This window comes from Bradyrhizobium sp. USDA 4474 (assembly GCF_054057515.1).
Window position 1 is genome coordinate 5978953 of record NZ_JBSRZJ010000002.1, and the last position, 23781, is coordinate 6002733.

At 63.8% G+C, this 23781-nt stretch carries 17 protein-coding genes; 6 read left to right on the forward strand and 11 right to left on the reverse strand.

Annotated elements, in window-relative coordinates:
* Nucleotides 1–156 precede the first annotated feature (156 nt).
* Nucleotides 157–1317, reverse strand: coding sequence for an adenosyl-hopene transferase HpnH (hpnH, locus tag ACVW16_RS29690; protein ID WP_456702558.1), 1161 nt, complete (start codon nt 1315–1317; stop codon nt 157–159).
* A 35-nt stretch (nt 1318–1352) separates the two neighbouring features.
* Nucleotides 1353–2279: a 4-hydroxy-3-methylbut-2-enyl diphosphate reductase gene (gene ispH / locus ACVW16_RS29695; protein WP_456702559.1), complete on the reverse strand. Its 927-nt coding sequence runs from the start codon at nt 2277–2279 to the stop codon at nt 1353–1355.
* A 453-nt stretch (nt 2280–2732) separates the two neighbouring features.
* On the opposite strand from ispH, the gene hpnN reads away from it, so the two are divergent.
* Nucleotides 2733–5321, forward strand: coding sequence for a hopanoid transporter HpnN (gene hpnN, locus ACVW16_RS29700; protein ID WP_456734523.1), 2589 nt, complete (start codon nt 2733–2735; stop codon nt 5319–5321).
* Here hpnN and ACVW16_RS29705 read toward each other — a convergent pair.
* Nucleotides 5289–5915 carry a DUF2147 domain-containing protein gene (locus ACVW16_RS29705; RefSeq protein WP_456734524.1) on the reverse strand — a complete coding sequence of 209 codons (627 nt, stop codon included), beginning with the start codon at nt 5913–5915 and terminating at the stop codon, nt 5289–5291. The two genes, hpnN and ACVW16_RS29705, sit on opposite strands and share 33 nt — an antisense overlap.
* A 142-nt stretch (nt 5916–6057) precedes the next feature.
* Between ACVW16_RS29705 and hpnO the strand changes: the two genes are divergently transcribed.
* Nucleotides 6058–7449, forward strand: coding sequence for an aminobacteriohopanetriol synthase HpnO (gene hpnO, locus ACVW16_RS29710; protein WP_456702562.1), 1392 nt, complete (start codon nt 6058–6060; stop codon nt 7447–7449).
* A 36-nt stretch (nt 7450–7485) separates the two neighbouring features.
* Here the strand turns inward: hpnO and ACVW16_RS29715 are convergent, their stop codons facing one another.
* From ACVW16_RS29715 to ACVW16_RS29735, 5 genes are all read right to left on the reverse strand, one after another.
* A complete protein-coding gene (locus ACVW16_RS29715; RefSeq protein ID WP_456702563.1) occupies nt 7486–8250 on the reverse strand; it encodes an anti-sigma factor family protein in 765 nt (254 codons plus the stop codon).
* A complete protein-coding gene (locus ACVW16_RS29720) occupies nt 8247–8795 on the reverse strand; it encodes a sigma-70 family RNA polymerase sigma factor (protein WP_456734525.1) in 549 nt (182 codons plus the stop codon). Before ACVW16_RS29720 ends, ACVW16_RS29715 begins: the two co-directional genes overlap by 4 nt.
* 126 nt (nt 8796–8921) lie before the next feature.
* Complete coding sequence (locus ACVW16_RS29725; RefSeq protein ID WP_456702565.1) at nt 8922–9260, reverse strand: cupredoxin domain-containing protein; 339 nt, start codon at nt 9258–9260, stop codon at nt 8922–8924.
* 14 nt (nt 9261–9274) lie between these two features.
* Nucleotides 9275–10219 (reverse strand): metallophosphoesterase family protein, encoded by a 945-nt coding sequence (locus ACVW16_RS29730; protein ID WP_456734526.1) that lies wholly within the window; start codon nt 10217–10219, stop codon nt 9275–9277.
* A 136-nt stretch (nt 10220–10355) separates the two neighbouring features.
* Entirely contained in the window at nt 10356–11975 is a 1620-nt protein-coding gene (locus ACVW16_RS29735) for a GMC family oxidoreductase (RefSeq protein ID WP_456734527.1), read from the reverse strand.
* Nucleotides 11976–12149: 174 nt separating this feature from the next.
* Between ACVW16_RS29735 and ACVW16_RS29740 the strand changes: the two genes are divergently transcribed.
* Nucleotides 12150–13322 carry a M20 aminoacylase family protein gene (locus tag ACVW16_RS29740; protein WP_456734528.1) on the forward strand — a complete coding sequence of 391 codons (1173 nt, stop codon included), beginning with the start codon at nt 12150–12152 and terminating at the stop codon, nt 13320–13322.
* Between the two features lie 76 nt (nt 13323–13398).
* Here the strand turns inward: ACVW16_RS29740 and ACVW16_RS29745 are convergent, their stop codons facing one another.
* The 3 genes from ACVW16_RS29745 to ACVW16_RS29755 form a co-directional block, all read right to left on the reverse strand.
* Nucleotides 13399–15021, reverse strand: a complete 1623-nt coding sequence (locus ACVW16_RS29745) for an inorganic phosphate transporter (protein WP_456734529.1) — start codon at nt 15019–15021, stop codon at nt 13399–13401.
* A gap of 123 nt (nt 15022–15144) precedes the next feature.
* Entirely contained in the window at nt 15145–16587 is a 1443-nt protein-coding gene (locus tag ACVW16_RS29750) for a UdgX family uracil-DNA binding protein (RefSeq protein ID WP_456734530.1), read from the reverse strand.
* Entirely contained in the window at nt 16587–17822 is a 1236-nt protein-coding gene (locus tag ACVW16_RS29755) for a putative DNA modification/repair radical SAM protein (RefSeq protein ID WP_456702571.1), read from the reverse strand. Before ACVW16_RS29755 ends, ACVW16_RS29750 begins: the two co-directional genes overlap by 1 nt.
* Before the next feature lie 162 nt (nt 17823–17984).
* On the opposite strand from ACVW16_RS29755, the gene ACVW16_RS29760 reads away from it, so the two are divergent.
* From ACVW16_RS29760 to ACVW16_RS29770, 3 genes are read left to right on the forward strand one after another with little or no spacing between them, the layout of a single operon-like run.
* Complete coding sequence (locus ACVW16_RS29760; protein ID WP_456702572.1) at nt 17985–18788, forward strand: ImuA family protein; 804 nt, start codon at nt 17985–17987, stop codon at nt 18786–18788.
* On the forward strand, nt 18685–20280 hold the full coding sequence (locus ACVW16_RS29765) for a Y-family DNA polymerase (protein ID WP_456734531.1): 1596 nt from the start codon (nt 18685–18687) through the stop codon (nt 20278–20280). Before ACVW16_RS29760 ends, ACVW16_RS29765 begins: the two co-directional genes overlap by 104 nt.
* Entirely contained in the window at nt 20277–23657 is a 3381-nt protein-coding gene (locus tag ACVW16_RS29770; RefSeq protein WP_456734532.1) for an error-prone DNA polymerase, read from the forward strand. The genes ACVW16_RS29765 and ACVW16_RS29770 overlap by 4 nt, the downstream gene beginning before the upstream one ends.
* Nucleotides 23658–23781: the final 124 nt, after the last annotated feature.

Genomic DNA, 23781 nt, shown 5'->3' on the forward strand with positions numbered 1-23781 from the left:
GCATGGGGTTGTTTTTCACATCTCGCATAAGTGCGAGGAGGCGAGGGGCATCGCTTCGCGTATCGTTCCGTCCTGGCGGACCCTCGCGCCGAACAAAAGAAAAGGCCCGATCGCCATCGGCGACCGGGCCTTGTTCGTTTTCGCCGGCTGACGCCCTTACGCGGCCGTCGAAGCCTTCCGCGCGGCCTTCGCCGCGGCGGCTTCGGCCTCGTCCTTGCGGATCTCGGAGAGCTTCTTCTGGACCTGCTCCGAGAAGATGTACTGCGCCGGGCGCTGCTTCGACATGTCGATCTCCGGCGCCATCGGGCCAGTGGTCTTGATGCCGCGCAGCGACACCCACATCGCCTTGATCGGGTTGTTGAGGGCTGCGGTCGCTGCCGTCGGCTCGTAGCCGCAATGGGCCATACAGTCGGCGCACTTCTCGTACTTGCCGGTGCCGTAGGTCTCCCAGTCGGTGGTGTCCATCAGCTCCTTGAAGGTTTTGGCGTAGCCTTCACCGAGCAGGTAGCAGGGCTTCTGCCAGCCGAAGATGTTGCGCGCGGGCATGCCCCACGGCGTGCACTCGTATTCCTGGTTGCCGGCGAGGAAGTCGAGGAACAGGCCGGAGTGCATGAAATTCCACTTCTTGCCCTTGCCCAGCGCGAAGACGTCGCGGAACAGCTTCTTGGTCTTGGCGCGGTTGAGGAAGTGCTCCTGGTCCGGCGCGCGCTCATAGGCATAGCCGGGCGACATCGAGACACCGACGCCGAGCTCGACGGTGAGGTCGAGGAATTTCGCGATCTCCTCGGCCGGATGGCCGTCGAAGATGGTGGCGTTGACGTTGACGGTGAAGCCGCGGGCCTTCGCCGCCTTGATCGCGGAGACGGCGCGGTCGAACACGCCCTGCTGCGACACGGCCTTGTCGTGATGGTCCTTGAGGCCGTCGAGATGGACGGAGAAGAACAGGTATGGCGAGGGCTCGAACAGGTCGAGCTTCTTCTCGAGCAGCAGCGCGTTGGTGCAGAGCGAGACGAACTTCTTGCGCGCGACGAGGCCGCGCACGATCTCGCCGATCTCCTTGTGGATCAGCGGCTCGCCGCCGGGAATCGCCACCATCGGGGCGCCGCACTCGTCGGCCGCGTCCCAGCACTCCTGGGCGGTCATGCGGCGGTTGAGGATCGCATCCGGATAATCGATCTTGCCGCAGCCGACGCAGGCGAGGTTGCAGCGGAACAAGGGTTCCAGCATCAGCACGAGCGGATAGCGTTTGCGGCCAAGCAGTTTCTGCTTGAGCAAATAGCCGCCGATACGCATTTCCTTGAAGAAGGGGATTGCCATTACACGTTTCTTTCTGGGCTTCAAATTCGGGTAGGTCAGCTTGCAGCCAGTTCGGCCGGAAGCCGGAATTCGATGTTTTCCTCGCGGCCGGGGAGCACCGAAACCGTCACCGGTCCGATCCGCCGCAGCGCTTCGATCACGTCATCAACCAGCACCTCGGGCGCCGAGGCGCCGGCCGTGAGGCCGACCGACCTGGCACCATTCAACCACTCGGGATTGAGCTCGCTTCCATCGGCGATCAGATAACTCGCGACACCGGCCTCAGTGCCGATCTCGCGGAGCCGGTTCGAGTTCGAGCTGTTGGCGGCGCCCACCACCAAGATCACGTCAACCAGCTTGCTCAAGTCCCTTACCGCAGATTGGCGGTTCTGTGTCGCATAGCAGATATCCCGGATGTCCGGGCCTTGAATATCTGTAAATCTTGCCTGGAGGGCGCCGATAATATCCCTGGTGTCGTCGACCGACAGGGTGGTCTGGGTGATGTAGGCCACTGGCGTATCCGCCGGCAGCGCCAGGGCCCGGGCCTCTTCGACGCTCTGGACCAGCAGAACGGGCCCGGGAACCTGGCCCATCGTGCCCTCGACCTCGGGGTGGCCGGCATGGCCGATCAGGATCAGGGTACGGCCCTTGGTGATGTAGCGCTTCCCCTGATTGTGAACTTTCGTGACCAGCGGGCAGGTGGCATTGAGCACCGGAAGGTCGCGCGCGGCGGCCTCTTCCTCGACACTGCGGGCGACGCCGTGAGCACTGAATACCGTCACGGCCTTCGGCGGAACCTCGGACAGCTCCTCGACGAAGATCGCGCCCTTGTTCTTCAGGCTCTCGACGACGTATTTGTTGTGCACGATCTCGTGGCGCACATAGACCGGCGGGCCGTATTTCTCCAGCGCGCGCTCCACGATCTCGATGGCGCGCACCACGCCCGCGCAAAAGCCTCGCGGCTGCGCCAGATAAACTTCCATTGGACGTCCATCACGCAAATTGCACCAATCCGCTCAATTGTCCCGGGGCACTCTGATAGGGGCGCGTGCTGCAATATCCGCACCAATGTTTCGCGACCTCGGCAGGTTGCCCACCCGTGGGTTCCGATGCATGCAGGCGCAGCACTTTGTGTCAAAAAATCGGCAACAAGGGAAGTGCGGGTGACCCGCAGGTTCGGGCGGGACCGGGCGCGGGTATTATAATGCGGTCGTCCGGGTGAGCAAGTCGGCGATGACTGTGCTCACCCCTTCGTCACTTTACCGCCTCAACTCGGCGGCTATACCGCTGTCCCCCATGCTTTTTGCCATGGTCCTTCGCCGTCTACCTCGAACCTTGTTCGTGCGAGAACGACCCAAACGGCAATAGGTTTCGCCTGGGAACTCCGCTAAAGAGCGGGCGTTTCCGGCAAGCTGTTAACCGCAGAAAGAAAAGAAGTGCTGCAAAGCGTAGTCGTTGCCATCGTCAGGGCCTGTACCCGGTTTGCCTCTCTCGTCGTCGTTCTCGGGCTCCTGCTGGCGGTGGGGGCGGGCTATTACACGTCCCGGCACTTCGCCATCAATACCGACATTAATTCCCTGATCTCGCAGAAACTCGACTGGCGTCAGCGCGACCAGCAGTTCGACCGTGCCTTCGACCGCGATGCGACGATCCTGGCGGTCGTTGAAGGCGCGACGCCGGAGCTGACGACGGCGGCGGCGAACGCGCTGTATGCCAGGCTGAAGGACGACAAGGCCAATTTCGTCGCCATTCAGCAACTCGGCACCGGCGAGTTCTTCGAGAAGAACGGCCTGCTGTTTCTTCCGACCGAAGAAGTCGGCAAGATCACCGGCCAGTTCGAATCCGCGGCGCCCCTGATCGAGATCATGGCCGGCGATCCGTCGATCCGCGGCCTGACCGGTGCGCTGGAGACCGGGCTCGCCGGCGTCAAGCGTGGTCAGGTCAAGCTCGATAGCACCGAGCGGCCGTTCAACCTGATCTCGCAGACGGTCGAGACCGTGCTCAACAAGGGCAACGCGACCTTCTCCTGGCGTGAACTCGTCAGCGACCAGCCGCTGCAGGATTCGGACAAGCGGGCCTTCATCGAATTCAAGCCGATCCTTGACTACAACGCGCTTGAGCCCGGCAAGGACGCCACCGACGCGATCCGCAAGGCGGCGGCGGATCTCGATTTCGCGACCAAGTACCACGCGCGTGTGCGGCTGACCGGTCCAGTTCCGATTGCCAACGAGGAATACGCGACCGTCCAGGAGGGCGCCGTCGTCAACGGCATCGGCACCGTTGTGGTCGTGCTGTTCATCCTGTGGCTGGCGCTGCATTCAGCGAAGATCATCTTCGCCGTATTCGTCAATCTCTTCGTCGGCCTTGCGGTCACCACTGCCGTCGGCCTGATGATGGTCGGCTCACTCAATCTGCTGTCGATCGCGTTCGCGGTGCTGTTCGTCGGCCTCGGCGTCGATTTCGGCATCCAATACAGCGTCCGCTACCGCTCGGAGCGTTACAAGGTCAATGATCTCGGCAAGGCGCTGGTGCTTGCCGCCAGACGCTCCGCAATCCCGCTGTCGCTCGCCGCGATGGCCACCGCGGCCGGCTTCCTCTGCTTCATCCCGACCGACTACAAGGGCATCGCCGAGCTCGGGCAAATCGCCGGCGTCGGCATGCTGGTGGCGTTCATCTCCTCGATCACCGTCCTGCCGGCGATGCTGAAGCTGCTGAACCCGCCCGGCGAAAAGGAGCCGGTCGGCTACGCATTCCTCGCGCCGCTCGATCACTTCCTGGAGAAGCACCGCGTGCTGGTCGTTGGTGGCACGCTGCTGCTCGCGGTCGCCGGCCTGCCACTGCTCTACTTCATGAAGTTCGACTTCAACCCGATGAACCTGCGCAACCCGAACGCCGAGTCGATCGCGACCTTCCTCGACCTGCGCAAGGATCCCAACACCGGCGCCAATGCGGTCAACGTGATGACCACGTCTGAAGAGCAGGCCAAGCAGGTCGAAGCGAAGCTCGAGAAGGTGCCGGAGGTGCTGCGGGTGATGTCGCTCGACAGTTTCGTGCCGGAGGACCAGCAGCCGAAGCTGAAGCTGATTGCGCAGGGCGCCAAGATCCTGAACCCCGCGCTCAATCCGGATCAGATCGACGCGGCGCCGTCGGATCAGGAGAACGTCGATTCACTGAAATCCTCGGTCGACAATCTGCGCCGCACGGCAGGTGACGCAAAGGGCCCTGGCGCGGTCGCCTCGCGCCGCCTAGCGGACGCGCTCGAAAAGCTCGCCAATGCCGACGAATCGACCCGCAACAAGGCGCAGGACGTGTTCGTGACGCCGATGAAGATCGTGTTCGACCAGCTCAGGAAGGCGATGCAGGCCGAGCCTGTCACCCTGAAGTCACTGCCGCCCGATCTCGTCAGCGCCTGGAAGAGCAAGGATGGCATCATCCGCGTCGAAGCTCAGCCGAAGGGCGATCCCAACGACAACGACACGCTGCGCAAGTTCGCGGCGGCCGTGCTCGAGGCGGAGCCGACAGCGATCGGCGGACCGGTCTCCATCCTGAAATCCGGTGACACCGTAGTGCGAGCGTTCATCCATGCCGGCATCTACGCGCTGCTGGTGATCAGCCTCCTGCTGTGGATCACCCTGCGCCGCCTGGTCGACGTTGCGATGACGCTGGTGCCGTTGCTGGTTGCAGGCGCGGTCACGCTCGAGATCTGCGTGCTGATCGGCCTGCCGCTCAACTTCGCCAACATCGTCGCGTTTCCGCTGCTGCTCGGCGTCGGTGTCGCGTTCAAGATCTATTATGTCGTGGCGTGGCGGTCCGGCAGGACAAACCTGCTTCAGACCAGCCTGACGCGCGCGATCTTTTTCAGCGCACTGACGACGGCGACCGCATTCGGCAGCCTGTGGCTGTCGAGCCATCCGGGCACGTCCAGCATGGGCAAGCTGCTCGCACTCTCGCTGGTGACGACGCTTGCCGCAGTGCTGCTGTTTCAGCCGGCCCTAATGGGCAAACCCCGCAATCTCAGGGAGTAGGCAGATGTCGCCGACGGGATCGGGGGCGCCTTTCTGACCAGGCTTGGCCGCGGCGGCACTCTTTGGAGCCGCTGTCATCGGTCCAGGTGCTGCGGCGCTCGACGCGGCCTTCGGCGCCGCCCCCGTGGTTTTTGGCCCGCCCTTTGCCATGGCGTTGGCGGGGCTCGAGGGAATCGGGGGACCGACGCGGGTCCAGGTCTCGCCGCCGCACAGGAAGCCCAGCACGCAGCCCTTGATCTCGAGCTGGTCAGCGCCGACAGGCGTGATGGTCGCACTATACATCTGGCCATCCTTGGCGTTGTAGACCTGACCTTCCCACTGCTCGGCGCCGCCCACTTTCTTCATGTTGATCAGGGTCGCCATGCCTAGCGTAGGCCTGTTCTTTTTTGAGACATCCGGGTTGTTCTCGTCGCGGCCGCCGGGTTTCTTTTCCCAGGAAACGGCGCCCCACATGCTGCCATTGCATTGGGCGACTCGGATATTGGCGACGCCGTCCGCGACCCGCCAGTCGCCGGTAGGATCGGCCGCGAGCGCTGGTGTCAGGCCGGTGTAACCGCCTGCCAGTATTAGTCCGGTGTAAATAGCCAAACGCATGAGTGTTCCTCGGCAGTGCAACATGGTCTAAAGCTGTGCTTGCGAAGATGGTCCGAAAAAGGGCAAAAGGCCGCACAGAGCGTTTTCCGTTCGCTGACCGTTTTCAGTTGACGAAGCGGCCCTCAACCGAAGTATGTAGCGGATGAACAGTCCAAATCCAGACATGTCCCAGTTGTTCGCGGACCGTCAGGCCCAGCGCAACACCCTGCATAATAGGTACCTGAACGAGCAGTTCGTCCGGGTTCTCAAGACCATCGGCTACGATGTCGGGTTCCAGAAAGGGCAGGGGCAGTACCTCTACGATCGCGAGGGCGCGCGCTATCTCGACCTGCTGTCCGGTTTTGGCGTGTTCGCGATCGGGCGCAATCATCCGGTGATGCGGGACGCGTTGAAAAGCGTGCTCGACGCTGATCTGCCCAATCTCGTCCAGTTCGATGTTTCGGTGCTCGCCGGCGTCCTCGCCGAGCGGCTCCTGAAGTATGTTCCCTATCTCGACAAGGCGTTCTTCGCCAATTCCGGCGCGGAATGCGTCGAGGCCGCGATCAAGTTCGCCCGCGGCGCCACCGGCCGCCCGGGCATCGTCTATTGCGCCCACGGCTACCATGGCCTGACCTACGGCGCGCTGTCGCTGACAGGGGATTCGAACTTCCGCACCGGCTTCGAGCCGCTGCTGCCGGGTTGCACCCCGGTTCCGTTCAACGATCTCGCCGCGCTCGAGAAGGCGCTGGCCTCGCGCGAGGTCGCGGCCTTCGTCGTCGAACCGATCCAGGGCAAGGGCGTCAACATGCCCTCCGACGAGTTCCTGCCGGGCGCGGCCGCGCTTTGCAAGAAATACGGCACGCTGTTCGTCGCCGACGAGATCCAGACGGGCATGGGCCGCACCGGACGCTTCCTCGCGGTCGAGCATTGGAACGTCGAACCCGACATGGTGCTGCTGTCGAAGTCGCTCTCGGGCGGGCACGTGCCTGTTGGCGCCGTGCTGACGCGCAAGAGCATCTTCGACAAGATCTTCAACCAGATGGACCGCGCGGTGGTGCACGGTTCGACCTTCTCCAAGAACGATCTCGCGATGGCCGCGGGCATTGCCACGCTCGATGTGATGGAATCGGAGAAGCTGATCGAGTCCGCCGCCAAGCGCGGCGCCGAACTTCGCCTGGCACTCACGCGTATGGTGCCCGGCTATGAGCTGCTGAAGGAAGTCCGCGGCAAGGGCCTGATGATCGGCATCGAGTTCGGGCCGCCGAAATCGCTGCGGCTGCGGGCCTCCTGGAACGTGCTGGAAGCCGCCAACAAGGGCCTGTTCTGCCAGCTCATCACCGTGCCGCTGTTCAAGGATCACAAGATCCTGACGCAGGTCGCCGGCCACGGCAGCCACACCATCAAGCTGCTGCCGCCGCTCACCATCACGGAAGAAGACTGCAGCTGGATCGAGCGCGCCTTCGACGACGTCATCGCCGGCAGCCACAAGGTTCCCGGTGCGATCTGGTCGCTCGGCAAGACGCTGGTGGACAACGCGGTGCGGCGGTCGGCTTGATCTCTTGCCGCGGCATCGGCAACGGCGGCGAGACGACTACCCCTCCACATTCGCCTTGATCGCCGCCTCGAACTTGTCCACGAACTCGGTGAGCTCGTCGCCGCCGATATCGCTCACGGCCCAGAAGTTCAGGCCGCGCTCGCCCCAGCGGCGGCAGTTGAAGCCCTGCATGGTCTGCGTCTTCGGCGGCCGATGCTCGATGCTCGCAGTCTGCGCCACGAACAGGTTGATGATGTGCTGCCGGCGCCGGTAGACGACGGCACCGATGGCGCGGGCATCGACATAGTCGAGCCGGCCGCCGACCAGCGTAAAGCCTTGCGCAGTGAGGTCGATGACGGGCGGGGCGACGTCGAGCTTGCCGTTGAACCAGGGTTTGACGGTGTGTTGGTCGGTCGAGACGACGTCGATGAGGTGGCCGGCCTGGAGCGAACGCAGATGCGCGGAGACGACCTCCGAAAGGATGCGCTGCTGGTCGTCCTGGCGCAGCACCACGGCAAAGACGCCGGAGGCGGCGAGCGCAGAGACCGCCGAGCCCATTGCGAAACCACGCAGCACGGAACGCCGGCTCGGCTGCGGCCGCGCTTGCGGCATCGACGCCTCGATACGGGCACGCAGACTAGCCGGCGCACTGTAGCGCAGCTTGGTGTCGGCCAGCACGCGCTTCATCTCGCGTTGTGCTGCGAATTCGGCCGCGCAGCCCGGACAGCCGGCGAGATGAGCTTCGACCTCGCGCGCGTGGCCGGCATCGAGCTCGTTGTCGAGCAGAGCGTGAAGCAGCATCTTTGCTTCGTCGCAGGTCATTTCGAGTGCTCCTCTTCCGCCGTCCAGGCCGCGCGCAGCATGGCGCGGGCACGAGCGAGGCGGGACATCACGGTGCCGACGGGGACGCCGACGGCTTCTGCAATTTCGCGATAGGACAGGTTGTTGATCTCCCGCAGCACGAAGGTCTCCTTGAACGGCTCGGCGAGTGCGTCGATCATCTTGCGGATGGCGCCGGCCTCGCGGTTACGCAAGACTTCCGTCTCCGGGCTCGCCTCGTTCTCCTGCCACATCGGCGTCTGGTCGGTTGCACCGGGCGTGTCCTCGATCGCGGCGGGCGAATGCACGCGCCGGGCATATTCGGCGTTGCAGACATTGCGCAGGATCGCGAACAGCCACGGCTTCATGGCCGGGCCTCGATAGCTGTCAAAGTGCTTCAGCGCGCGCAGATAGCATTCCTGCACCGCGTCCTCCGCGTCGGAGGCGTCGCGCAGCAGATAGCGTGCGAGCGTGTAGACGTCGTCGAGATAGGGCAGGGCCGCCTCGCGGAAGCGCTGTGCCTTCTGGAAATCGTCGCTGACGGGCATCGCCTCTCGCTTTGCCTCTTGCTGCGTTTCGTCGGGGTTTCGCCTTTGGGCCTGACCGCAGGCACGCGCGCCCGGTCGGCGTGGGACCACCGGCCGGGCAAGACAGAGATGCCTTGGTTGGAGACGTTACTCAACCTTGATCATCCCGGTCATATGCGGGTGCAACGAACAAAAATACTTGTAGTCGCCCGCATCGGTGAAGGTGAACGTGAACTTGTCGTCGGTGTCCAGGGCCTTGGACCTGAACTTGCCGGCCGATACCACGGTGTGCGGGATGTCGTCCCGGTTGGTCCACGTTACGGTCGTGCCGACCTTGATCTTGAGCTCCGCCGGCTGGAAGACGAAATTGTCGATATGCACCTCCATGTTGGTGTCTTCGGCACGGGCGGTTGTGAGCGGCAGCAGGATGGCCGCGGCCAAAGTGAGAAGGTCGCCCCCGAAGTCGCGGCGAGTGAGTGTCTTCATTGGTCTGCTTCCGATCAACCCTGGAGCGGCGTGTCGATGATCGCGAGCCGCTGCTCGTTCTGCTTGAAGTTGATGCTCGCGACCCCGAGCATCGAACGGAGCTTGGCGTCCTCGACCTTCATCGGTCCGGGGGAGGGGGCGCTGCCGGGTGCCGGCTGCGGAAAGGCGGTCGACCGCGCGGTGTGGAAGGTGACGTTGCCCTCGACCTTCTGCATCACCTGGTGGATGTGACCGTTGAGCACGGTGACCGAACCAAAGCCCTTGACGTATTCGAGCGCGCGGCCGCCGTCCTCTGTGCCCCAACCCCATTCCGGATAGACGGTCCAGAGCGGAATATGCGCGAACAAGACGATAGGCGTCGATTTCGACTTGCCACGGAGATCGTCCTCGAGCCAGGCGAGCTGCTCGGCGCCGAGATTGCCGAGACCGCCGGCCTTGAGGTCGACGACGTTGACGAGGCCGACGAAGTGCACGCCGCCGGCGTCGAAGGAATACCAGCCCGCCCCCTTGGTGCCGCGGCCGTAACGGTCGCGATAGAACTTCACTTCCTCGTCGAGGAAATCATGCTCGCCCGGCACGTAGTGCACGTCCAACTTGGACTGCGAGATTATGCGATCGGCGTTGTCGAACTCGGACGCCTTGGACAGATGGGTGATATCGCCGGTGTGGATCATGAACGACGGCTTGGTGGGCATCGCATTGATCTTGTTGACGGCTTCCTCCAGCGTGCCCAGCGCGTTCGGGTTGGCCGGCTTGTCGAAGCCGACATGGCTGTCGCTGATCTGGAGGAAGGTCATGCCGGGCGCGGCCGCCGTCGCGGCCTCCGCGGAATCGATGATGCCGAGCGAGCGCGGGACGCCGCCCGTGATTGTCCAGAGCACCCCGGTGCCGGCCCAAGTCATGCACTCGAGCACCTTGCGACGGCTGACGCCGTCTTCCCCGTGATCGTGTCCGCTCATCGCACGTCTCCTTTGGCCCGGAATTGGGCTTCGGGGGAGTTGATCGGGGAAGGAGTCGGTTTATTCGCGGGGAGCGATGACGTTTTCGTGAGGTGGGATCGACGGAAAAGCGGTGACTGATCATGATGACGGGAGGCTACCTCGCATCCTCCAGGATCATCGCCGCGCCCTTCTCGGCGATCATCGCGGTCGGTGTGTTGGTATTGCCCGAAGTGATCGTCGGCATGATCGAGGCGTCGACGACGCGCAGACCGCCGAGCCCATAGAAGCGCAGGCGCTCGTCGACCACGGCCATGGGATCGCTCACAGCACCCATCTTGGCCGTGCCGACCGGATGGAAGATCGTGGTGCCGATATCGCCGGCGGCTTTTGCGAGCGAGGCATCGTCGTCGCCGACGGTGGGGCCGGGCAGATATTCGCTCGGCCGATATTTTGCGAGCGCCTTCTGCTGCATCAGGCGGCGCGTGGTGCGGATGGCGTCGGCGCCGACCTGGCGGTCATCGTCGGTCGACAGATAGTTTGGCGCGATGATCGGTTTCTCGTCCGGGATCGACGAGCGCAGCCGCACGGTGCCGCGCGACGTCGGCTGGAGATTGCAGGCGCTGACCGTGATCGCAGGGAAGCGGTGCAGGGGATCGCCGAACTTGTCGAGCGACAGCGGCTGCACGTGAAACTGGATGTTGGCGCGCGCGCGTGTCGCATCCGAGCGCGTGAAGATGCCGAGCTGTGACGGCGCCATGGTCAGCGGCCCACGGCGACGGAAGGCATAGTCGAGGCCCATCAGACCGCGGCGGAACAGGTTGTAATAGGTCTCGTTCAGCGTCCGCACGCCTTCGACCTTGTAGATCGCGCGCTGCTGGAGGTGGTCCTGCAGATTGCGCCCGACGCCGGGCTTGTGCATGACAATGTCGATGCCGAGCGGCGACAGCCAGTCGGCCGGGCCGATGCCGGAGCGATGCAGCACCTGCACCGAGCCGATCGAGCCGGCCGACAAGATCACCTCGCGTTTGGCGCGCGCCTCGACGATCTCGCCGTTCTGGATGAAGCGGACGCCGACGGCGCGGCCCTGCTCGATGATCAGACGGTCGACCAGCACGTGCTTCTCGAGCCGCAAATTGGAGCGCTTCAACGCCGGCTTGAGGAAGCCTCGCGCCGACGACCAGCGCCGGCCGCGCTTCTGGTTCACGTGGAAATAGCTGGTGCCTTCGTTGTCGCCGGTGTTGAAGTCGGGGATGCGCTTGATGCCCATTTCTTCCGCGGCATCGCCGACCGCATCGAGAACCTCCCACGACAGCCGCGGCGCCTCGATGCGCCAGCCGCCGCCGGCGCCGTGATGCTCGCTTGCGCCGAGGAAGTGATCCTCGAGCCGCCTGAACAGCGGCAACACGTCGTCATAGCCCCAGCCGGTCATGCCGAGCTGGCGCCAGTGATCGTAGTCGGCGGCCTGGCCGCGCATCGAGATCATGGCATTGATCGCCGAGCAGCCGCCGATCACCTTGCCTCTGGGGTAGGCCAGCGAACGGCCGTTGAGGCCCGGCTCGGCCTCGGTCTTGAACATCCAGTCCGAGCGCGGATTGCCGATGGCGAAAAGATAGCCGACCGGAATGTGGAACCAGATCCAGTTGTCGTCACCACCGGCTTCGAGAATAAGGACGCGGTTTTTGGGCTCCGCGGAAAGCCGGTTGGCAAGAACGCAGCCGGCCGTGCCGGCGCCCACGACAATATAATCAAACTCACCTTCGAGCCGCCTTGGCATTCTGCTTCCACCCGGATGATCTCTAAACGTTCCACCCTAATAGGCAGACGGAGACGACCGGGACAAGCCCGGCCATGTCGCACGGGCAGGGCTAGACCCGATCTCGACCAGTTGGGTGGACTGGCGCTTGCATGGTAGACAGGGCTGTATTTTCAACAAAGCTTGAGACCCTCCATGCCCATCGTGAATCGCGTCGCCGACCTTCAACCCGATATTCAGGCTTGGAGACGGGACATCCACCAGCATCCCGAGTTGCTGTATGACGTCCATCGCACCGCAGCATTCGTCGCGGATCGCCTGCGCGAATTCGGTTGCGACGAGGTCGTGACCGGTATCGGCCAGACCGGCGTGGTCGGAGTGATCAAAGGCAACAAGCCGGCCGGCGAGGGGCTCAAGGTGATCGGTCTGCGCGCCGACATGGATGCGCTGCCCGTCGAGGAACAGACCAATCTGCCATACGCCTCGAAGACTCCGGGCAAGATGCACGCCTGCGGCCATGACGGCCACACCGCGATGCTGCTGGGGGCTGCGCGCTACCTGGCCGAGACCCGCAACTTCGCCGGCGATGCGATCGTGATCTTCCAGCCGGCCGAGGAAGGCGGCGCCGGGGGCGCGGCCATGGTCAAGGACGGCATGATGGAGCGCTTCGGCATCGAGCAGGTCTACGGCATGCACAACGGTCCCGGCATTCCGATCGGCTCGTTTGCGATCCGGCCCGGTCCGATCATGGCGGCAACCGACGAGGTCGACATCAATATCGAGGGTCTCGGCGGCCACGCCGCGCGACCGCATAAATGCATTGATTCCGTTCTCGTCGGTGCGCAGGTGATCACGGCGTTGCAGTCGATCGTTGCGCGCAGTGTCGATCCCTTGGAATCAGCGGTGATCTCGATCTGCGAGTTTCACGCCGGCAATGCCCGTAACGTCATTCCGCAAACCGCGACCCTGAAGGGCACCATCCGGACCCTGTCGCCGGAGGTGCGCAAGCTCGTCGAGAAGCGGGTGCGCGAAGTGGTTGCGGGGGTGGCGCAGATCACCGGCGCCAAGATCGATCTACACTACAAGCGCAACTATCCAGTCGTGAACAACCACGCCGCGGAGACCGAGGTGGCAACGCGCATTGCCAAGCAGGTCGCCGGCGATGCCAACGTGCATCAGATGCCGCCCCTGATGGGCGGCGAGGACTTTGCCTACATGCTGGAAGCGCGTCCCGGCGCGTTCATCTTCTGCGGCAATGGCGACAGCGCCGGCCTGCATCACCCCGCCTACAATTTCAACGACGAGGCGATCGTGTTCGGCACGTCCTACTGGGTCAAGCTGGTCGAGGAACAGCTCGCGGCGTCGTGAGGCGCTCAAGCGAATTTGCAAATGAAAAGGGCCCGTGCATCGCGCGGGCCCTTTTTGTTGTGGTCCGTGTCGTGGCTCAGAACACGTGCGAGAACAGGAAATAGAGCACGCCCGAGATCAGCATCGCGGCGGGCAGGGTCAGGACCCAGGCCATCGCGATGTTGCGGATCGTCGCCCATTGCAGGCCCGATCCATTGGCGGCCATGGTGCCGGCGATGCCTGATGACAGCACATGCGTGGTCGAGACCGGCAGGCCATAGACATCGGCGGCCGCGATGGTGGCGGCCGCGGTGATCTCCGCGCAGGCTCCCTGCGCGTAGGTCAGGTGGGTCTTGCCGATCTTCTCGCCGACCGTGACCACGATGCGCTTCCAGCCGACCATGGTGCCAAGGCCAAGCGCGATGGCGACCACGATCTTCACCCAACCGGGAATGAACTTCGTGGCGCTGTCGAGTGAGCCCTTATAGGCGTTGAGCACGGTGACGTCGGCAGCACTGAGTTCGGCTTCCTTGTCCTTCATCAGGAAGCGCAGCGCTTCCGAAACGAGGTACATGTCGTTGCGGGTGTTGCCGACGAGCTCGGCGGGCACCTTGGCGAGCGAGCCATAGGTCGCCACCTGCCTGGAGATGTCGCGGACGAGCACGGCGAGCGACGGGAATGTACCGGCGTTCACCTCGTGCTGCGCGACATAGTTGGTCACGGCGCGGCGCGGATTGCCGATCACGCTGTAGCCGGCGGCCTTGGCTTCGATGATCTTGCTGGCAGCCTCCGAGTTCTGGCTGAATGCCACGATCTGGCTCTCCGGCAGCGCGCGGTTGAGCGCGTAGGCTGTCGGCACGGTGCCGATCAGGATCAGCATGATCAGGCCCATTCCCTTCTGACCGTCGTTGGAGCCGTGGAAGAAGCTCACCAGCGTGCAGGTGAGGATCAGGATGCCACGGATCCACCACGGCGGCGGCTGGTCGCCCTTCGGCTCGCCGAACAGGGTGGGCGTGACGCGCAGCAGAACGGTACGCAGGATCAGGAGCAGGCCGGCGGCAAGCGCGAAGCCGAACAGCGGCGACAGCAGCAGCGCCTTGCCGATGTTGGTGGCCTGGCTCCAGTCGACGCCGGTGGTGCCGTTGCGGCCATGCAGGACGGCGTTCATGATGCCGACGCCCATGATCGAGCCGATCAGCGTGTGCGAGCTCGAGGCCGGCAGGCCGAAATACCAGGTGCCGACGTTCCAGATGATGGCGGCGATCAACAACGCGAACACCATCGCGAAGCCGGCGCTGGAGCCGACCTGGAGGATCAGCTCGACCGGGAGCAGCGAGACGATGCCGAACGCGACCGCGCCGGAGGACAGCAGCACGCCGAACAGGTTGAACATGCCGGACCACACCACGGCGACGTGGGCGGGTAGCGAGCGGGTGTAGATCACGGTCGCGACCGCGTTGGCGGTGTCGTGGAAGCCGTTCACGAACTCGAAGCCGAGTGCGATCAGGAGCGCGACGAAGAGCAGGAGGAAGGGAGCGAAGGTCTTGACCTGCGCGCCTGATGCATCGACGTCGACCCAGATGCTGTAGGCGACGAAGAGAAGTGCGGCGGCGATCACGCCCATGTAGATCACGCCGGTGAGCGGGTGGAATCCGCGGTTGAGGTCTGGCCCCTTACTCAAGGCCGGCTCGATGGAGCCGGGCAAAGCAACGTCACTCATTGGAAATTCTCCTGTCCCAAGGCCCCGATTTTGCGCGTGGCATGTGACAGGCGGTTGAAATGGCGGCAGGCAGTTGAAATGATGGAGCTTATCCGCGCTCTGTCGCTGAGCGCCGGCAGCGTCTCAGGCGGCGTGGGCCGACTTCTTCTGCACGCCGGCCGCGATCGTCAGGTCTTCGACAAAACGCTGATATTCCTGCACCTTCGCCTGCGGATCAGGGAGCCGCAGCAGGTAGGACGGATGCACCGTCACCAGAGCCTTGCGTCCGTCGGGGAGGTCTATGAGCCGGCCGCGGGTCTTGCCGATGGGTGTGATCTTGCCGAACACGCTCTGCGCGGCGGTGGCGCCCATCGCGACCACGAGATCGGGCTGGATGACTGAGACTTCCCGCTCATACCATTGTCGGCATGCCCGGATCTCGGACGTGTTCGGCTTCTGGTGCAGGCGGATTTTTCCGCGCGGCACGAATTTGAAGTGTTTGACCGCGTTGGTGACATAGACCTTCCTGCGGTCGACGCCGGCCTCCTCCAGCGCGCGATCGAGCATCTGTCCGGCCGGCCCGACGAAGGGATGGCCGGAAAGGTCTTCCTTGTCGCCGGGCTGCTCGCCGACCAGCATGATGGTGGCGCTCTTGGGGCCTTCGCCGAACACGGTCTGTGTCGCGTCCTTGTAGAGCGGGCAGGCGCGGCAATGGCCGGCCTCCTCGCGAAGTGCATCGAGAACATTGGCGGCGTGTTTGCGGCTCATCGGGGCCTCCGGCCGCTTCTGGGGCTTGTGCGGATCCGTTGCGGCGTTGGCGATCATGGCGCCGGTCATGCGTTCGGCGTCCTCGATCAGGGGTTTAATGATCGAAGCCTCGGGCAGGTTCCTCCAGTATTTCTTCGGCATCTCCGCCTGCATCGCCTTCACCTTCAACCGCGCCGGATTGAAGATGCTGGCGTAGTAACGCCGCCAGGTTTCCTCCAGCCGGTCTTCGCCCCGTGCTTCGTTCTTGCTCGCGCCCGGCGTGAACGAAAGCGCTAGGCCATCCCAATGCGCGCAGAGATCGGGCGTCAAAATCGACCACGGCATGTCGGCAAAGCGGCGCGCGAAAAACGGCGCGGCGAGCTCGACGATATGATGCTCCGGCTCGAACCAGGCGACGTAATGGGCGGCACGCTCGCGTCCGATTTCGCGAAAACGAACGAAGGCGTGCATCTTGTGCTCGTCGCGATGAACAGCTCTCGCCATGGCCGTGACCAACGCGACGTCGGTATCCATCGCGACTTCGATGAGGTCGTGATTGTCCTTCAATCGCCAGAGCAGGCGATAGAGGATCGCAAAACGCTCGCCGTCGCGGTGCAGGATTGCCGCTTTCGCCAGCTCGATGAATTTTGCTGATACGCTGAAAGTGCCGTCATTCACCTCGAGAATCGGAGAGGGCGCGGGCGGCGCGAACAGCTCAGCTTCGCCACCCCGCACGGCCCAGGTGACATCGGCGGGCGGCACGTGATGAAGCACGAGCGTGCGAGCAGCTTTGCGCCAGCCGCCGAAATCGGTCTCGGTGTCGAGGACAATGAACTGCATCAGAAGCCAAACCCCAATTGCGTTGCTTTCGGCTTGAACCGTTCGATCAACCGCGCCTCGTCCAGGCGTTGCGAGGAGGGCCGGTGATCGCTGAGGACGATGAACGGCAGCGCCTTGTGCTTGGGCACGTGCAGCCGCGCGAGATCGGACAGGCGGATCGTGGTGGTGCGCCGCGTCGCGATGATGCGCTCGACCGCCCTGGTGCCGAAACCCGGCACGCGCAGCAGCTGCTCGCGGCTGGCGCTGTTGACGTCGAGCGGAAAGCGGTCGCGATGCCGTAGCGCCCAGGCGAGCTTTGGATCGATGTCGAGCGGCAGCATCGCGGTCTCGTCGACGATCTCACCGACGTCGAAACCGTAGAATCGCATCAGCCAGTCGGCCTGGTAGAGCCGGTGCTCACGCAGCAGCGGCGGCTGGACCAGAGGCAATGCGCGGCTCGCATCGGGGATCGGGCTGAAGGCGGAGTAATAGACGCGCCTGAGCCTGTAGGATCCATAGAGATTGGCGCTGGTGTGGAGGATGGTGTGATCGTTCGCGCCGTCGGCGCCGACGATCATCTGCGTGCTTTGGCCGGCCGGTGCGAAGCGCTGCGGTCTTGTCCTTGTCTTCGCGCGGCGATTTTCCTCGGCTTCGTCGAGCTTCAGCCGCAATCGGCCCATGGTGCGGCGGATCGCACGCACGTCCTTCTCCGGCGCGAATTGCTGCAGGCTTGTCGCCTCGGGCATTTCGATATTGATGGAGAGACGGTCGGCATATTTGCCGGCTTCCGCGATCAGCGCATCGTCGGCTTCCGGAATGGTCTTGAGATGGATGTAGCCGCGGAAGTGATGGTCCTCGCGCAGTTTTCGCGCGACACTGACCACTTGCTCCATGGTGTAGTCGGGGCTGCGGATGATGCCGGAGGAGAGAAACAGGCCCTCGATGTAATTGCGCCGGTAGAAATCGAGCGTCAGCTTGACCACTTCATCGATGGTGAAGCGGGCGCGCGGCACGTTGGAGGAAGCGCGGTTGACGCAATAGAGGCAATCGTAATTGCAGGCATTGGTCAGCAGCACCTTGAGCAGGGAGATGCAGCGTCCATCCGGCGCGTAGGAATGGCAGATGCCCATGCCGGGCGCGGTCGAGCCCATGCCCTTGCCGTCGCTGGAATCCCGCTTCTCGGTGCCGCTGGAGGCGCAGGAGGCGTCGTACTTGGCGGCGTCCGCGAGAATTTCCAGCTTGCGTTGTACGTCCATTCCGGAATCCCTTTGATTTGGCTCATGAATTCGATCGAACGCAATTCGATTTGACTCTTCGGCTGCCGTTAGCTTTATATTAGAACATACCATGAACAAATAAGCCAGCCGTTGGTTTCTCTTTTGAGAGCCACCGGCAATCACCTCTGAGGAGCGGCGAGCATGAACGCACGCATGAGCGCGCTTGCGACCTTGCGCAGCCAGATCGAGCGGATCGAGACGGCGGAGGTCGTGCATCATCACGATCGTGTCGCGCTCGGTCACAGCGAGGTCGATCGCGCGCTGAAAGGCGGCCTCGCGCGCGCGGCGGTCCATGAGGTGTTTTGCGAAGGGCGTCAGGGTGCGGCCGCGACCGGTTTTGTCACCGCGCTGGCGGGTCGCGTCACGGTGCAGCGGCCGCTGCTGTGGGTGCGGCAGGATTTTTCGGAACTCGAAACCGGCGCGCTGTCGATGAGCGGGCTCGCCGAGCTCGGTCTCGATCCACGCCGCGTGGTTATGGTGCGCGCGGCCGATGTGGAGAGCGCGCTGCGGACCTCGGCCGATGCGCTCGCCTGCGATGCGCTCGGCGCCGTCGTGCTCGAGCTCTGGGGCGAGACGAGGCAGTTCGATCTCGTCGCGAGCCGCAAGCTGACGCTCGCCGCGCAATCATCCGGCGTTACCGGTTTGTTGCTGCGGATGGCAGCACAACCGTTGCCCTCGACAGCGGAGACGCGATGGATGCTGCGCGCGGCGCATTCGCCGCCGGGATCGGCTTCAATGCCTGCGGCGCCTTGGGACGTCTGGGGGGCGCCGCGCTTCGATGTCGAGCTGTTGCGCAATCGTCATGGCCCGTGTGGCCGGTGGATCATGGAATGGAAGTGTGATGAGTGCCAGTTCAGTGAACCGTCGGCGTATTCTCAGCCTGTGGCTGCCGCGCCTGCCCATCGACCGGATCCAGCGGTTTTTCAGCAGCGCCGGGCTGGGTAAAAATAATAATGGTCCGAGCATCGTTGTCATCAAGGACAACAATGCGCTGGTGATCCACGCACTGGATGAAACCGCCGAGCGCTTCGGGTTGCATATTGGTCAGCCGCTGGCGAATGCCCGGGCGATGTGCCCGGATTTGAAAGTGTTCGACGCCGATGTCGTGGCCGATGCGAAAACGCTCAGCGACATCGCCGATTGGTGCGATCGCTTCACGCCGCTGGTGGCGCTCGATCCGCCGCACGGGTTGTTCCTCGACATCACCGGCTGCGCGCATCTGTTCGGCGGCGAGGCTGCGCTGTTGCAGACGCTGGTCCGGGCGCTCGGCCGACAAGGCTTTGCCGTCAGCGCGGCGATCGCCGGCACCTCGGTCTGCGCGCGCACACTGACGCGGCAGGGCTCCGGGATCATCGTTGCCGACGGTGGGGAAGCGGCGGCAATCGAGCGGTTTCCGGTGTCCGCGCTCGGTGCGGAGGAGACGATCACCACCGGCCTACGCCGCGCCGGGCTGAAGACCATCGGCGATGTCGCCTCGCGCAACGCCTCCGAGATCACGGCGCGGTTCGGCGCGCGGTTCTCCACGCTGCTCGCGCATGCGCTGGGGCAGGGCGATGCGCCCATTAGTCCGCGCAAGCCGGTGCCTGACTACATCGTCGAAAAGCGTTTTGCCGAGCCGATCGCGACCGACACCATGATCACGATGACGCTGTCGCGGCTGGCCGATACGTTGATCGCGTCCATGGAGAAACAGGGCAAGGGCGCGCGGCGGCTGGAGGCCGCGTTCTTCCGCACCGACGGTGTGGTGCGTGCGATCATGGTCGAGACCGGACGTCCCGTGACGCGAAGCAAAGTCGTCGATCGTCTGTTCCGCGAACGGCTCGATGCGCTCGCCGATCCGCTCGATCCCGGTTTCGGCTTCGACATGGTGCGGCTGTCGGCGAGCCGCACCGAGATCGTGGTGCAGGAGCAGCGCGATCTCGATGCCCATGTCCACGACAATGACGAACTCGCCGCGCTGATCGACCGCATCGCCGCACGCATCGGCGGAAAGCGCGTCGTCGTGCACCTGCCGCAGGATACCCATATTCATGAGCGGGCGGTGCTGGCTGCCCCCGCCCAGCATCATCTCGCGGCTGCCATGCAGGCCAAATGGCCAGATCGTGCCGAGGGCGAGCCGCCGCTGCGGCCCCTGCGGCTGTTCGACAAGCCGGAGCCGGTCACCGTACCGTTCGCGACCGTACCCGATGGCCCGCCGCATCAATTCACTTGGCGCCGGGCAAAACATGCGGTGGTACGGGTAGAGGGACCCGAACGCATCGCGATGGAATGGTGGCGCCAGGACGGCAAGCAGCTGACGCGGGATTATTTCCGTATCGAGGATGCCGAGGGCCTGCGCTTCTGGATTTTCCGCGATGGTCTTTACGAAGGGGAGGTGTTCGACGCCGACGGCAAGCCTGCTCCCCCCAACTGGTATGTGCACGGTCTCTTCGCATGAACGCGCCTGCTTATGCCGAGATCGGCATCACCACCAACTTCTCCTTCCTGCGCGGCGGCTCGGATCCGCGCGCCTATGTGCATCAGGCCGCCAAGCTCGGCCTTCCCGCGATCGGCATCGCCGATCACAATACGCTCGCCGGCGTGGTGCGCGCCTGGAAGGAGCTCGACAATGACAAGGTGCTGCATAAGCCCAAATTGTTGGTCGGTGCGCGCATCGTCTTCATCGACGGCACGCCCGACATTTTCGTCTATCCGCGCGACCGCGCCGCCTATGGCCGGCTCTGCCAGCTTCTCACCAGAGGCAAACGCGGCGACGACATCACGCGGATCGAGAAGGGCGAGTGCCGTCTCTCCTTCGCCGATCTGCTGGAGTTTTCGGAAGGTCAGCTCCTGATCCTGACGCTGCCGCATCGCTTCGAGCCGGCACAAGCGTTGGATATTCTTGCAAGGTTGAAAGCAAGCCGCGCCGAGGGTGTATGGCTGGCGGCGAGCCTGATTTATCGCGGCGACGACCGGCGCCGTCTGGCGCGGCTGGACGATCTCGCCGAAAAGGCAAAAGTGCCGCTGCTTGCGACCAACGAGGTGCTCTATCACGATCCCGGCCGTCGTCCGCTTCAGGATGTGCTCACCTGTATCAGGGAAAAGACCACGATCGAGGCGGCCGGACGAAGGCTGCAAGCCAATGCCGAGCGTTTTCTGAAGACGCCCCGCGAGATGGCGCGGCTGTTCCGCGATGCCCCCGACGCGATCGCGGAGACCATGCGCTTTGCGGACAGGATCGACTTCACGCTCGACCAGCTCAAATACCAATATCCTGATGAGCCGGTGCCGCCGGGCAAGACCGCGCAGGGACATCTGGAGGACCTGACCTGGGCCGGCGTCGACAAATATTTCGGCGGTATCGAGAACATTGACGCGAAGCTGCGCGCGACGCTGAAGAAAGAGCTCGCGCTGATATCAGAGCTGAAATACGCGCATTACTTCCTCACCGTGCACGACATCGTCCACTACGCGCGCAGCCAGAACATTCTGTGCCAGGGACGGGGTTCTGCGGCGAATTCGGCCGTGTGCTACGTGCTCGGCATCACCTCGGTCGATCCGACCAAGGTCGATCTGCTGTTCGAGCGCTTCATCTCCAAGGAACGGCTGGAGCCGCCCGACATCGACGTCGATTTCGAGCATTCGCGGCGCGAGGAGGTGATGCAATATGTCTATCGCCGCTACGGCCGCCACCGCGCCGCCATCATCGCGACCGTCATCCATTATCGTCCGCGCAGCGCCATCCGGGATGTCGGCAAGGCGCTGGGCCTGACCGAGGACGTCACCGCGGCGCTCGCCGACACCGTGTGGGGCAGCTGGGGCAAGGGCCTCAATGACATGCAGGTCCGGCAGGCCGGGCTCGATCCGCAAAATCCCATGATCAACCTCGCAGTCGAGCTGGCGACCGAGCTGATCGAATTCCCGCGCCATCTCTCCCAGCATGTCGGCGGCTATGTGCTGACGCAGGACCGGCTCGACACCTATGTGCCGATCGGCAACGCTGCGATGAACGACCGCACCTTCATCGAATGGGACAAGGATGACGTCGACGCGCTGAATATGATGAAGGTCGACGTGCTTGCGCTGGGCATGCTGACCTGCATCAGGAAGTGTTTCGATTTGATCGATCAGCACAAGGGTAAACGATGGGTTCTGGCGAGCGTCCCGCAGGACGATCCGAAGGTTTACGACATGCTGTGTGCCGGCGAGTCGCTCGGCGTATTCCAGGTCGAGAGCCGCGCGCAAATGAACATGCTGCCGCGGCTGAAGCCGCGAACCTTCTATGATCTCGTTATCGAGGTCGCGATCGTGCGCCCGGGACCGATCCAGGGCGATATGGTGCATCCCTATCTGCGGCGGCGGAACGGCCTGGAGAAGGTGACCTATCCTTCGCCATCGCCCGAGCATGGTCCCGCGGACGAGCTCTACAAGGTGCTGCACAAGACCAAGGGCGTGCCCCTGTTCCAGGAGCAGGCGATGCGCATCGCGATTGAGGCGGCGAAATTCACGCCCGAAGAAGCCAACGGGCTGCGCCGCTCGATGGCGACCTTTCGCAATGTCGGCACCATCGGCCAGTACGAAGAGAAGCTGATCGGCAACATGGTCGCGCGCGGCTATGAGGCCAATTTCGCCAGAAGCTGCTTCGACCAGATCAAGGGTTTTGGCTCATATGGCTTCCCGGAGAGCCATGCCGCGAGCTTTGCCCAGCTCGTCTATATTTCGTCATGGCTGAAATATCATCACCCTGATGCCTTCTGCTGCGGTCTCCTGAATTCGCAGCCGATGGGCTTCTACGCCCCGGCGCAGATCGTCGGTGACGCCCGCAAGAACGGCGTCGAGGTGCGCGACATCGACGTGTCCTACAGCTTTGCACAGAACACGCTGGAAAACACTGACGACAGATATTGTGCCGTTCGCCTGGGTTTTCGCCAGATCGACGGCTTTCACTGGCTAGATCCGGATGAGGAGTTTCTCAAAAGAGAGCAGGCGAAGCAGCAGGGCAAAGTCTATGTCACTCAGGAGGACTGGGCCGATCGCATCATCGCCGCCCGCAATCGTTGCCCCTTCACCTCGCTCGAAGACTTCGCCCGCGATACCGGCCTGCCCAAGCGCGCGCTGATCCTGCTGGCGGATGCCGATGCGTTCCGCTCGCTCGGGCTCGACCGCCGCGAGGCGCTGTGGCAGGTGCGGCGGCTGCCCGACGACGTGGCGCTGCCGCTGTTCGAGGCTGCGACTGCGCGCGAGCAGCCGGACGAGCAGGCCAAGCCGCTCCCGGTGATGCCACGTCCCGAACAGGTCGTTGCCGACTACCAGACCATCCGGCTGTCGCTCAAAGGCCATCCGATGGAATTTTTGCGCGAGGCGTTTACGCGCGAGCGCATCGTTGCCTGCAAGGAGATCAGTCACGAGAACGAGCGGCGCCGCGTCCGCTGCGCCGGCGTGGTGCTGGTGCGTCAGCGGCCGGGCAGCGCCAGCGGCGTCGTGTTCATGACGCTGGAGGACGAAACCGGCATCGCCAACGTCGTGGTGTGGCCCAAGGTCATGGAGCAGTACCGGAAGGAAGTGATGGGTGCGCGCCTCATCGAGGTTCAGGGCTATATCCAGAGCAGCCCAGAGAAGGTAACCCATCTGATCGCGCAACGCATGATCGACCGCTCGCACGATCTGGTCGGCCTTGCCGACGATGCCCTGAGCCGCAAGCATCCGCTGCCCGCAGGCGCCACCGTGGTCGAACCACTCAACGAGGACCCGCGCGCGCTCACGGACATGCCGGCGCAAAAAATCCGCCATCCCCGCAACGTCCGCATCCTGCCCCCGTCGCGGGATTTTCATTGAGGTGTGGCACGGGATGCCGCCACTCCGTCGTCATGCCCGGGCTTGTCCCGGGCATCCACGTCCTTCAGCGTGTGTGGTGGCGCCTGGATGGCCGGGACAAGCCCGGGCATGACGGCGGAGCGAG

Bases quoted from the DNA above. Each gene is read 5' to 3' on its own strand.
- hpnH (WP_456702558.1), bottom strand. From the start codon at position 1,317: ATGGCAATCCCCTTCTTCAAGGAAATGCGTATCGGCGGCTATTTGCTC.
- ispH (WP_456702559.1), bottom strand. From the start codon at position 2,279: ATGGAAGTTTATCTGGCGCAGCCGCGAGGCTTTTGCGCGGGCGTGGTG.
- ACVW16_RS29705 (WP_456734524.1), bottom strand. From the start codon at position 5,915: ATGCGTTTGGCTATTTACACCGGACTAATACTGGCAGGCGGTTACACC.
- hpnO (WP_456702562.1), top strand. From the start codon at position 6,058: ATGAACAGTCCAAATCCAGACATGTCCCAGTTGTTCGCGGACCGTCAG.
- ACVW16_RS29715 (WP_456702563.1), bottom strand. From the start codon at position 8,250: ATGACCTGCGACGAAGCAAAGATGCTGCTTCACGCTCTGCTCGACAAC.
- ACVW16_RS29720 (WP_456734525.1), bottom strand. From the start codon at position 8,795: ATGCCCGTCAGCGACGATTTCCAGAAGGCACAGCGCTTCCGCGAGGCG.
- ACVW16_RS29725 (WP_456702565.1), bottom strand. From the start codon at position 9,260: ATGAAGACACTCACTCGCCGCGACTTCGGGGGCGACCTTCTCACTTTG.
- ACVW16_RS29730 (WP_456734526.1), bottom strand. From the start codon at position 10,219: ATGAGCGGACACGATCACGGGGAAGACGGCGTCAGCCGTCGCAAGGTG.
- ACVW16_RS29735 (WP_456734527.1), bottom strand. From the start codon at position 11,975: ATGCCAAGGCGGCTCGAAGGTGAGTTTGATTATATTGTCGTGGGCGCC.
- ACVW16_RS29740 (WP_456734528.1), top strand. From the start codon at position 12,150: ATGCCCATCGTGAATCGCGTCGCCGACCTTCAACCCGATATTCAGGCT.
- ACVW16_RS29745 (WP_456734529.1), bottom strand. From the start codon at position 15,021: ATGAGTGACGTTGCTTTGCCCGGCTCCATCGAGCCGGCCTTGAGTAAG.
- ACVW16_RS29750 (WP_456734530.1), bottom strand. From the start codon at position 16,587: ATGCAGTTCATTGTCCTCGACACCGAGACCGATTTCGGCGGCTGGCGC.
- ACVW16_RS29755 (WP_456702571.1), bottom strand. From the start codon at position 17,822: ATGGACGTACAACGCAAGCTGGAAATTCTCGCGGACGCCGCCAAGTAC.
- ACVW16_RS29760 (WP_456702572.1), top strand. From the start codon at position 17,985: ATGAACGCACGCATGAGCGCGCTTGCGACCTTGCGCAGCCAGATCGAG.
- ACVW16_RS29765 (WP_456734531.1), top strand. From the start codon at position 18,685: ATGAGTGCCAGTTCAGTGAACCGTCGGCGTATTCTCAGCCTGTGGCTG.
- ACVW16_RS29770 (WP_456734532.1), top strand. From the start codon at position 20,277: ATGAACGCGCCTGCTTATGCCGAGATCGGCATCACCACCAACTTCTCC.